The sequence below is a fragment of the Joostella atrarenae genome (assembly GCF_021764745.1).
Classification (GTDB): Bacteria; Bacteroidota; Bacteroidia; order Flavobacteriales; family Flavobacteriaceae; genus Galbibacter; species Galbibacter atrarenae.
The window spans coordinates 761,026-772,806 of the sequence record NZ_JAETXX010000001.1 but is presented as its reverse complement, the minus strand read 5'-3'; the positions used below and the strand labels follow the sequence as shown (position 1 = coordinate 772,806).

The 11,781-nt window shown below is 33.2% G+C and carries 9 protein-coding genes; 2 read left to right on the top strand and 7 right to left on the bottom strand.

The window, feature by feature from the left end; all coding sequences use genetic code 11:
* Positions 1 to 247 precede the first annotated feature (247 nt).
* The 4 genes from hppD to uvrC all read right to left on the bottom strand — a co-directional run bounded on the left by hppD (position 248) and on the right by uvrC (position 6,787).
* Positions 248 to 1,387 (bottom strand): 4-hydroxyphenylpyruvate dioxygenase, encoded by a 1,140-nt coding sequence (gene hppD / locus JM658_RS03350; RefSeq protein WP_236957811.1) that lies wholly within the window; start codon positions 1,385 to 1,387, stop codon positions 248 to 250.
* Positions 1,388 to 1,519: 132 nt separating this feature from the next.
* On the bottom strand, positions 1,520 to 2,680 hold the full coding sequence (locus JM658_RS03345) for a homogentisate 1,2-dioxygenase (RefSeq protein WP_236957810.1): 1,161 nt from the start codon (positions 2,678 to 2,680) through the stop codon (positions 1,520 to 1,522).
* Positions 2,681 to 2,760: 80 nt separating this feature from the next.
* The gene (locus JM658_RS03340) at positions 2,761 to 4,989 is read right to left on the bottom strand and encodes a patatin-like phospholipase family protein (protein ID WP_394800458.1); all 2,229 of its coding nucleotides are present in this window, start codon (positions 4,987 to 4,989) and stop codon (positions 2,761 to 2,763) included.
* Between the two features lie 4 nt (positions 4,990 to 4,993).
* Positions 4,994 to 6,787 carry an excinuclease ABC subunit UvrC gene (gene uvrC / locus JM658_RS03335; RefSeq protein ID WP_236957808.1) on the bottom strand — a complete coding sequence of 598 codons (1,794 nt, stop codon included), beginning with the start codon at positions 6,785 to 6,787 and terminating at the stop codon, positions 4,994 to 4,996.
* A gap of 219 nt (positions 6,788 to 7,006) precedes the next feature.
* Here uvrC and JM658_RS03330 point away from each other — a divergent pair, with 219 nt between their 5' ends.
* Both JM658_RS03330 and JM658_RS03325 read left to right on the top strand, forming a co-directional pair.
* Positions 7,007 to 7,414, top strand: coding sequence for a response regulator (locus JM658_RS03330; RefSeq protein WP_236957807.1), 408 nt, complete (start codon positions 7,007 to 7,009; stop codon positions 7,412 to 7,414).
* A 5-nt stretch (positions 7,415 to 7,419) separates the two neighbouring features.
* Complete coding sequence (locus JM658_RS03325; protein WP_236957806.1) at positions 7,420 to 7,983, top strand: 5-formyltetrahydrofolate cyclo-ligase; 564 nt, start codon at positions 7,420 to 7,422, stop codon at positions 7,981 to 7,983.
* A 64-nt stretch (positions 7,984 to 8,047) separates the two neighbouring features.
* Here JM658_RS03325 and JM658_RS03320 read toward each other — a convergent pair whose 3' ends face one another.
* Genes JM658_RS03320 through JM658_RS03310 form a run of 3 tightly spaced genes read right to left on the bottom strand, consistent with a single transcriptional unit; the run spans position 8,048 to position 11,777 of the window.
* Positions 8,048 to 9,403 (bottom strand): DUF4302 domain-containing protein, encoded by a 1,356-nt coding sequence (locus tag JM658_RS03320; RefSeq protein ID WP_236957805.1) that lies wholly within the window; start codon positions 9,401 to 9,403, stop codon positions 8,048 to 8,050.
* Between the two features lie 10 nt (positions 9,404 to 9,413).
* Positions 9,414 to 10,262 carry a zinc-binding metallopeptidase gene (locus JM658_RS03315; protein WP_236957804.1) on the bottom strand — a complete coding sequence of 283 codons (849 nt, stop codon included), beginning with the start codon at positions 10,260 to 10,262 and terminating at the stop codon, positions 9,414 to 9,416.
* Between the two features lie 24 nt (positions 10,263 to 10,286).
* Positions 10,287 to 11,777, bottom strand: coding sequence for a RagB/SusD family nutrient uptake outer membrane protein (locus JM658_RS03310; RefSeq protein ID WP_236957803.1), 1,491 nt, complete (start codon positions 11,775 to 11,777; stop codon positions 10,287 to 10,289).
* Positions 11,778 to 11,781: the final 4 nt, after the last annotated feature.

The window sequence follows — 11,781 nt, the reverse complement described above, 5'->3', positions numbered from 1 at the left end:
ATTATTATTCCAAAAGTTTATAAACGCAAAAAACTCGACCGAAGCCGAGTTTTTTTCATTAACCAACCAAAACTTTAAATTATGAAAACTTTACTTAAAGTCTGCATAGGGCACCACCCCTATTGCGAGAGCAAAGTTAATACAAAACATATATTATGCAAGCATAATAAATAAGTTTAACTTTTTTAACATTAAGAATATAAATTGTTCAGTTTCTATTTATCAATTTAATAATAAAATCGCTATTTTATAGCGTTCCTCGCATTTCCTGTTCTCTCTCTATAGCTTCAAAAAGTGCTTTAAAGTTACCCTTTCCAAAGGATTTAGCCCCTTTACGCTGAATAATTTCAAAAAACATTGTCGGTCTATCTAAAATCGGCTTAGTAAATAATTGCAGTAAATAACCCTCATCATCTCTATCTATAAGAATCCCAAGTTCTTTAAGCGGTTGCAAATCTTCGTCTATTTTCCCTACTCTATCTAAAACTGTGTCATAATATGTTTCAGGAACATTTAAAAATTCCACTCCTCGAGATTTTAGCTCCTTAACAGTTTTAATAATATTATCTGTTGCCAAGGCTATGTGTTGCACTCCAGCACCATTATAAAAATCTATATACTCCTCGATCTGCGATTTTTTCTTTCCCTCCGCAGGTTCATTTATAGGGAACTTTATTCTACCGTTACCATTACTCATTACCTTACTCATAAGAGCGGTATAATCTGTAGATATATCTTTATCATCAAAAGAAACCAATTGTGCAAACCCCATTACTTTAGCGTAGAACTCACACCATTTAGTCATTTCATTCCAACCTACATTCCCAACCATATGGTCAATAAATTTAAGACCTACAGTTGCTGGCTTATATTCTGGATTCCATTCTTTAAAACCTGGCATAAAAGCTCCGTTGTATGCTGAGCGTTCAACAAATACATGAACGGTTTCTCCGTATGTATGGATTCCTGAAAGTACTACTTTTCCATTCTCATCTTCAATAGTCTTAGGCTCCATATAACTTTCTGCACCTCTTTTTGTGGTTTCCTCATAACTCTTCTTAGCGTCATCCACCCAAAGTGCAACTACTTTTACTCCATCGCCATGTTTTTCAATATGCCTATTTATTGCTCCCCCTTCTTGTAAAGGAGACGTTAAAACGATTCTTATTTTATCTTGTTCTAACACATATGAAACACTATCCTTTCTACCAGTTTCTAGTCCAGCATAGGCTACTGGCTGAAAACCCCATGCTGCTTGGTAATAATGCGCTGCTTGTTTGGCGTTCCCAACATAAAGTTCAACGTAATCAGTGCCTAAAAGCGGTAAAAAATCTTCAGCTTCTGCTACTTCCTTATTTAATTTTAGTGATGTTGTATCTTGTGACATTTTATTTTTTTATAATTATTATTTTGAATATGAATAAGCGATAAGTTAATTTCTAAGAATAACAAATACCTACCACATTGCTCTTAAATGAGCTGTTATATCAACTCTATAATTCAACATATTCTTTAAATATTAATTTTCTAACCAAGACTTATAATACGAATCGTCTGAAATCTCAATAGCTTCTTCTGTAAGCATAAGCGGCTTAAAGGTGTCTACCATTACAGCTAATTCTTCTGTTTCAGTTTTTCCAATACTTCGCTCTGCTGCTCCAGGATGAGGACCGTGAGGTATTCCTGCTGGATGTAACGAAATATGTCCTTTTTCTATATCATTTCTACTCATAAAATCGCCATCTACATAATACAAAACTTCATCAGAATCTATATTACTATGATTATAAGGAGCTGGTATACTCTCTGGATGATAATCATAAAGTCTAGGAACAAAACTACAAACAACAAAAGTGTCTGTTTCGAAAGTTTGATGTACTGGTGGTGGTTGATGAATTCTACCTGTTATTGGCTCAAAATCATGAATACTCAACGCATAAGGATAATTAAAACCATCGTAACCAACTACATCAAAAGGATGTGTTGCATAGACCATATCGAAAATCTCATCTTGCTTCTTTATTTTAATTAAGAAGTCTCCCTTCTCATCATTAGTTTCTAATTCGTAAGGTCTACGAATATCTCGTTCGCAAAATGGAGAATGCTCTAATAATTGTCCAAACCAGTTTCTATATCGTTTGGGTGTGTATATTGGACTTCGGGATTCTACAATAAAAAGTCTATTGTCTTCTGTTTCAAAATCCATTTTATAAATAGTCCCTCTTGGTACGACTAAATAATCTCCATAAGAGAAATCTAAATTTCCTAGATGAGTTCTCAGCTTCCCATTCCCTTTATGGATAAAAATAAGTTCATCTGCATCTGCATTCTTATAAAAGTAATCTTCTGATGACTTTTTAGGGGCTGCTAATTGAATTGTACAATCGGAGTTTGTTAAAACTGATTTTCTACTTTTTAAGTAATCATTTTCAGGTTTTATTTTGAATCCATGAAAACGATACGATTGTATATTGTTAGAGACAGCAACCTTTGGAGCTACATTTATCTTAGATTTTATTTCTTTTACTTGCGTTGGGCGGTGTACATGATACAAGTTTGAGGACATTCCATCAAAACCGATAGTTCCAAATAATTGCTCATAATACAAGCTACCATCTGGCTTTTTAAAAATAGTGTGTCTCTTATGTGGTATGTTACCGAGTTTATGATAAAAAGGCATAACGAAAACGTTTGAATTAAACAAATATCGCAATAATTTACGGAGATTTCCATTAAGAAACTCTTAAAAACTATACGTATTTAAAACCAGAACCCAATACTAATCGTAAAAAGCGCCTCGTTTACCTCTGGAGACCAATGAACTTTTCCTTGGAGAGGCCCAATAATAGACTCATAACCATAACCTAAAGCGTATCCTGTATAATCAGGTAAAGAAAACCAAGTACCTTCCTCAAAAATATCATCCCCTGCATTTGCAATATTAGCTGTTATATTTACATGGTTTTGCTTTGCAAACTCCCAATCTGCAGTGAAAGTAGCCATTACATAACTGTCTCCACCAAAACTAAGATAATCATAACCTAAAAAGGGAGTAATATTATTAATGAAATTATTCCCAAAACCTCCAAAAATAAAATCTAAAGATTGAATATTGGGATCTCCAAATTTAAATCCACCTTCTGTAAAAGCACTAAGTGACAAACTCCTATATAAAGGTGTTGCAAACCCCATTTTTGCCTTTGCAATCGAAAACTCACTAAAATCATCTCGTTTATTTGAAGAAAGTAAATACGCGTGAAAATCACCGTCAAAGAAAAAACCTTTAGAAGGAAAGTATTTATCATTTAAAGAATCAAATTTCAAGAAGCTATAAACGCTAAAATAGTTCTCATCCTCTAAATACACTTCCTTTCCATTATCATCAACCAATGTTTCTGTTTCAATTTTCAACAACTTATGCTCTAATCCAACTCCAAAAGTAAACTCCTCTTTCCAAACAGTTTGCATATATATCTGATTTGTAAAATCCGACATTTTTATATCCAATTTATTTAAATCGGGGGCATCTTGCAATTGCCCTTGATTTATAAAATCGAACTCTACATCCTTAGAAAATGTATTAAACCTAGATTTAATCCCGTAACTCCAATAGAATCCTTTATCTAAATAATATTCAAAATTATATCGAAGGAAATCACCAACTATAAAATCAAAGTAAACATTATCATCATCAAAAAAGAGATGTTTTTTTGTGATGTTAACCAAAGCTGCTGTTTTGTACAAACCATCATAATGAACGCCAAATTTCAGAAACATATCTGTATGGCGCTCTATTATAGGAACCGTAAGCATATAACCTTCCTTATTTGGTCTAAGCTCATACCTTACGCTATTAAAATTATTTGTAGCAGCAAGATTGCTCATTCCTTGATCTATTTTATCAAAATCTATATACTCTTCCGTTCTATATCGTAACTTCCCCTTTAAATAAGCTCGAGTGTACTTATCATTTCCTTCAAAAGATAATTTGTCAATTAAAAAACTATCAACAATTTTCCCAGGATATCTCTTAATGGGTTTTTGCTTTTGCAGGCTCGCAATACTATCTAAGGTTGATGATTTATCACTCGCAGCAACATATCCACTTTCAATAATATCTCTCCCTTTTCCAAAGGAAAGCACACTAAAAGGTTTAATATTTGGTTTTATATGAAGGTCTGTCTTTTTTAACTTCTCCTCCATAGCATTTATAGTGTTGTAATAATTAATCTGTACTAAAATATCTGTAGCAGACTGAAGTTCATCTCGAGTTGCTAAAGAATCTTGAACGTCTACCCCAATAATAATATCAGCACCCATTTCTAGCACTTCATCCACAGGGTAATTATTAATCACTCCACCATCTACCAAAACACTTCCGTCATTCATTACGGGCTCAAAAAAAGAGGGAATCGCAGCACTTGCAGCCAATGCTCTAGGCAGATATCCTTTATTCAATTTCACTTGAGCCCCCGTTTCTACATCAGTAGCGATACAGAAAAAGGGAATTGGCAGGTCGTTAAAATCTTCTATTTCATTTACATTAAAAAGAAGCTTGGATAATAAATTATATAAGCTTTGCCCTTTAGACAATGAACTCGGAAGTGATAATTTAAACTTATTAAATGGCAAGGAAACTGCATATTTTTCATAGCTATTCTTTTCATAAAAAGACATTGCAGAACGTGGAATTTTATCCTGTAATAACACGTCAAAATTAATCTCTTGAAAAATAGAATCTAGTTGCTTTGGAGAATATCCAGCAGCATATAACGCACCAACGATTGCTCCCATACTGGTTCCTCCAATATAATCTACACGAACACCAGCCTCTTCCATCGCCTGTAAAGCTCCAATATGAGCTAACCCTTTGGCACCTCCTCCACTTAAAACCAATCCTACTTTTGGGTCTTTATTTTGAACCTCTTGAGAGAAGCCTAAAAATGAAAATAGGAGTGTAAATAATAATAAATATTTCTTTGCCAACACGTTTCTAATTTTTATGAAAAGTTTGATATATTTTTTTAGCCTTTGCATTTCCTACTACAGCTGCAATCTGTTCTAATGGAGCCTCTTTTACCCGCTTTACAGACTTAAACTGCTTTAATAAATCGCTTGCTGTTTTCTCTCCAACTCCCTCTATATTCTCCAACTCTGAGTTAATAGCTGCTTTACTTCTTTTATTTCTATGGAATGTAATTCCAAATCTATGTGCTTCATTTCTTAAATGCTGAATAATCTTCAATGTCTCAGACTTCTTATCTAAATACATCGGAATAGAATCTCCAGGGTAATAGATTTCTTCTAAACGTTTTGCAATCCCAATAATTGCAATCTTCCCTCTTAAACCCAATACATCTAAACTTTTTAATGCTGAAGAAAGTTGTCCTTTTCCTCCATCAATAACAATTAACTGCGGCAAGGGCTCCTCCTCTTCTAGAAGTCGCTTATAGCGTCTAAAAACTACTTCCTCCATAGAAGCAAAATCATCTGGTCCTGTTACCGTTTTAATATTAAAATGGCGATATTCTTTTTTACTAGGCTTACCGTCTTTAAAAACAACGCAAGCAGCCACAGGATTTGTCCCTTGAATATTAGAATTATCAAAACACTCTATATGCCTTGGTTCTTCTGAAAGACGTAAATCTTGCTTCATCTGTCCCATTATACGTTTTACATGCCTATCTGGATCGATTATCTTTATTTGCTTAAAACGTTCTTGACGGTAATACTTAGCATTTCTCTCCGACAGTTCTAAAATACGTTTTTTATCCCCTAATTTTGGAATAGTCACCTTAATTTTTCCTGGTACTTTTATTGAAAAAGGGACATAAATTTCTTCTGACTGCGAATTAAAACGTGTTCGCAATTCCGTAACAGCCAATTCTAGCAGTTCTTTATCTGTCTCTTCTAATTTTTTCTTAATTTCTATAGTATGTGCTCGGATAATAGAACCATAGGAAAGCTGTAAGAAATTAACATACCCAAAGCTATCATCAGTAACAATAGAAAACACATCTACATTACTTATCTTAGGATTTACAATAGTAGATTTAGCCTGATAATTTTCTAAAACATCGATTTTTTCTTTTACTTTCTGAGCCTCCTCAAAAAGCATATCTTCCGCCAATTCTTTCATCTGAGTTTTAAACTCAGAAAGCGAATCCTTAAAATTCCCTTTTAGAATTTCTCTAATAGCCTTTATCTGGCTATCATAATCTTGGTACGATTGATACCCCTCACAAGGCCCTTTACAATTACCCAAATGATATTCTAAGCAAACCTTATACTTCCCTGCATCGATTTTTTCTTTTGCAAGATCGTAACTACAAGTTCTTAAAGGATACAGTCCTTTTATTAAATCCAACAGCGTTCGTACTGTTTTCATACTTGTATAGGGTCCAAAATACTCTGATCCGTCTTTAATTAAATTACGCGTTGGAAAAACTCTAGGAAAACGTTCATTTTTTATACAGATCCAAGGATATGTTTTATCATCTTTTAATAATACATTATATCTCGGCTTATATTTTTTTATAAGGTTGTTTTCTAAAAGCAATGCATCTGTTTCTGTAGCCACAACAACATGCTTTATAGTATCAATCTTTTTTACAAGTACTCTAGTTTTACCAGAATCATGATTTTTATGAAAATAAGAAGAAACTCGTTTTTTTAAATTCTTTGCCTTACCAACATATATAATTTTACCATCTTTATTATAAAATTGGTAGACCCCAGGATTATCGGGTAAGGTTTGTAATTGAATTTCTATCGGAGTATTACTCATGTATTAATCGCAATTTCTAACAAAGATAATTTAATCTAAAATAAAACACATTTGGCAGAAAGCTTTATTTAATCCACAGTAAAAATACGATATAATTTAGCCTAAAATAACTATTTCATTCAAATACCTACCTCTGTTATTTTTTTACAGACTGAAGTATTAAAAAAAAACTATATTTAGCAGCTATTTTATTATAACTTGATCCCTAACAATATATAAATGACCCACAAAATAGACCTAGCCTGCATAATCGATGACGATAAACTCTATGTGAAAATGCTATCTCGTTTATTAGACATCAAAAAGCTTTGTAAAGAGTTTTTAGTGTTTGAAAACGGTCAAGAAGCTTTCTCTTATTTCAAAGATATTTTTGAACAACCTACAAAAGATAAAGTCCCTCAGGTAATCCTCTTGGATCTTAATATGCCTGTTATGGATGGATGGCAATTTTTAGATGAATTTGTAAAAATTAAATGTGATCTAGAACATCCAATTACACTATATGTGGTGAGTTCTTCTATTAATCAAGAAGACATAGAACGCGCCAAAGAATTCGAAGAAGTTTCTGATTATTGGGTAAAACCAATATCTTTAGGGGAATTAGAAGAGATGTTTGAAAAAGTTTGATAAGAATGAATAAAAATGAGCTTCGTATAGAATATAAAAAAAAACGTGATGCTCTTTTGCAAAGCGACATAGAAGATTATAGCATCGCTATTGCAAACCAACTTTTAAGGCTTAAAATTTGGGAAAAGAATTATTACCATATTTTCCTAAGTATTGCCTCTCAGAAGGAGATAGACACTTCCTTTATCCTTAGCATTCTTCAAGGAAAAGACAAAGAAGTAATTATCTCAAAAAGTAATTTTAAAGAAGGAACGCTAACCAATTTTTTACTTACCGATAATACTGCTGTTAAAGTAAATAAATATGGGATTCCTGAACCTGAAGACGGTATTGAAGTGCCTAATAAAAAGATAGATGTTGTTTTTATACCGTTACTAGCGTATGATAAAAAAGGGAATAGAATTGGATACGGCAAAGGATTTTATGATCGATTCCTTGCGTCTTGCAACAATGAAGTTATTAAAATAGGGCTTTCCTTTTTCCCTCCTGAAGAAAGTATTGAGGACATTTCTCAGCATGACATCTCATTAGATTACTGCGTAACTCCAAATGACATTTACAGCTTCTAGTATAAAAAAAAGCAACTTTTAAATGAATAAAAGTTGCTTTGAAAATATTATACAATCTTAATTTTTAATACCACAATCCATAGAATCTAACACTTGGATCTTCTACGCTAGTAAAAGTTGCAGAAGTATTAGAAAAGTTTCTTGTATCTGTTGTGAAAGAACCTAATTTATCATAATACCACCCTTCTTCACTACCAATTAAATCTAAAAATGGCTGAAGACCTTCTTCAAAAAATCGTCCATTATCATCTGCTACGTCTTGATATGTTAAAACGTATTTACCATCTTTTATTTCAGGCAGGAAATAATACCCAGCAAAATATCCTGAAATTGTGAAACCAACTAGTACATAACCATCTTCGTCTACTTCCGCATAGATGTTAAATCTTTCGAATTCATATTGACCAAGGTTTTCATTAACTTCATCTATTAAATTTAAAAACCCTTTAGATGTTAAAGAACTTGTTCCCCAACCAAAATTAAATCCATACGTTTCATAATTAACGGTTCCAATCTCATTAACCTCATCGCTTATTACTGCTGGCGCATCTGCATATTGTATAGTTACAGTAATGCCACCCTCTTCAGCAATAAAAACACCTTGCTCTTCATCAAAATTAAAGCTATCAAACTCTACTCCATCAAACTCTAACTTCGGATAAACTGTTAATCCGTCTGGAGTATACAAAATTCCAAAAGAATTATCTACAACCTTACCGTCACTATCAATTCCTGAAAAATTCATATACCTTCGTAATTCATCAAAAACAAAAGGATATTTTTCAACACTAGAACCATTATCAACTTCAATTAATGTAAATACAGAATCTTCAGGACCTGGTAATAAATTTTCTTCCATAGCTATACTCTCTTCTATGGTAGAATCCCAATCTTCTGCAGTGGCCTTTTCAAAAACAATATATTCGCCTTCTTGAAATCTTACTGAGCTAAAAGCAATATTTCCCGTCTCGGTTGTTTCTATATAATAAAACTCTCCACTACCTTTATAACCTTCTCCTCTAAGCTCAACTGGATAGTAAGAATCAACAAGGTTGTGAATATCATTTTTGGTAGTAAAAGACAATTTGGTTGTATTTCCTAATTTGATATCATACCTACTTTCACTAGTTTGTATTTCATCATCTGTATCTGAAGTCATTAAAACGGTACCATCCTCTCTAAAGTCCATTAAAAGAGTAAACCCTCCAAACTCTTCACTATCAGTGAAATAATACATTTTCCATCCATTTTCGGCACTTATCAACAAATTATTTAGTTCTTCCGAACGTTCATCTAAACGCTCCACAGCATTTTCAGTGAATAAATCTTCTGCGCCTTCGTCATTATTACATGAAGTAATTAAAAACAGCGCGAAAAAAACTGCACTAACAGCTATTCTATATTTTAATATTTTTTTCATAATGTTTTAATTAATTTTGAGTTAACGCTATTAATTTATTGTAGTTTATAGCTTGAAGCTCATATATATCTATTGCCCATTCTTTCAAAAAATAATCTGCTACGATAGCTTCCTTTGCTCTTAAATCTGCTACAGCTGTTTCGCTTTCAATACTTGCAATGATAGCCTCGTATTCTTCTTTAGAATTGGTAAGCATTACTGATGTCATTTCTGCAAAATCTTCTGAATCTCTAGATTTAGCATAATTAGTTATAAAACCTTCTTCTCTCGCATCCTCTGTTGATGTTAAGTGCCAGTCACCATCGTAACCAGAGGGTGTTATATCACCAAAGCTTTCACTGAAAACTTTATTTTGGTTTAAAATATGGCAATACTCATGTTGAATAGTTTTAAAGAACCTTCTTGTTTGCTCCAAATCAGAGAAATCAAGATCGTCCACACGGAAAAGTGTAATTTTATTTCCAGATTCCGCAAGTCCAAGCGTTATGGTTCCACTAGGATTAACATTATACCCTCCTACTAATACAATTTGTCTTGGCGCTATTTCCTTTACAAAATCATCACCTCCAACCTCAGAGTAAGAATTGATCCAAATATCTAATATCTGCTCCATTAATGGTTTTACATTTTCCTCTGTTGGTGGATATAAGTATCTAGATTGTGTTACTTGGTTATCGTCCCACTCATATAATACTTCTATATTATAAGGAGAAATATAACTATCTCTCAACCAAACATCCAATTCTGACAGAGCTGGTTGAGACGTATCTAAGATGCTTTCTTCTAATGATTTTTCTGAATCACAAGCACTAAATAAAAGCATCAAGAAAAAACTATATATTATATTATTTAATTTCATCTATTTTATTTTTAGTTGGATTAATTATCTTGGGTTTGCTTCAATTCCTAAACTCTGTGCTATTATAGGAATCTGTAATTGCCTTCTAGGGTCTTCTTTAGTTAAGATCTCTTCATTCCCATCAAAATCTGGATGTACTACTTCCACTCCTAGACGCTTGATGTCTAACCATCTTATCCCTTCATGAAAAAACTCTCTTTGTCTGCTTTTAGATACAAACTTCATTAAAGGCAGCTTATCTGTTCCTATTTCATAAAAAGGATCAAATTCTCCGTCTACTACAAAATCTTGATAATATGTATCTATATCATTATAGGTTAGCAAATCAGTTGTAGCATCATAATCCTGTGTCTTTTTAGAAATGTATGCATTTATGTCGTTTGTAACCTCCACAGTATTTCCTAGCATAACATTAGCTTCAATTCTATTAAGCAAAGCTTCATCATAGGTTATAAGTACATTCATAGCATACGGAAACCCTATCCCTTCACTTAAATTGGTATATCTAAAATACTCGTTATACTTAGGAACAAAATATCTAGTTGACGAAAAATTAAACACCCTGTACGCCCATGATTTATTTAGAGGTGTATCAGTAGTGAAAATTTCTCCTCTATGCGCTGAACTCAACCCATATCTCCCTAATGCATATTGTCTCGCATACAAAGAACTCGCCCCAACAATAAGCAAGTTAGTAGGCTCAACACTAGCTTGATGTCTTATTCTTGTTTCATCGTAAGTAAGTGCCCTATAGAAGTTCCAATCTCTAATGTTATCTGCTGGATTTGCAGAAAGTGCTTTCGAAGCATACGTTACCACCTTATCCCATTCGCCTTTAAACAAATAGAATCTAGAAGCGAATGTATTTGCCGCATCTTGGGTAAAGTGAAATTTTGCTTCAAAATAATCATTTGTAATTAAAGGCAGTCCTTCTAACAAATCAGCTTCGATCAATTCGTAAACCTCCTCAACTGTATTCCGCTCATAATCCTGTAAAACCTCAACTTCAGGCTCCAAAACATATGGAACTCCTAGATCTGTAGCTGCTGTGTTTGAATCATAAGCTTTTCCCCATAAATTTACAAGCATAAAATGTGCGTAAGCTCTAGCTAATAATGCTTCACCTCTATAAGCACTTAAATCATTCCCTCCTTCTAATTCTTCAATTGCCTTTAGCGCTTGGTTTGCTTGAGCTATTGCAGCATAGCATGCATTCCAATAAAAAGTAGGTGTATCTCTTGTGTCAAGGTTTGTATCTTCCCAATTGTACATGATTGTATTAACATCTACATCTGTAGTATTGGCTGAACCTAAATCTATTGCATTATCGCTCATACTTTCTGCAATCATAAAATATGACGCCTCTGGGTATGCACCCACTAGCAATTCTCCAATTTTATCAGCAGAATCTATCTCTGTTCTATTATCTGGCACTTCATCTAAAAATTCATTACAGCTAGACAGTACAAACACACTTATCAGTAATAGTGTATATATTTTAATATTTCTTTTCATCTTT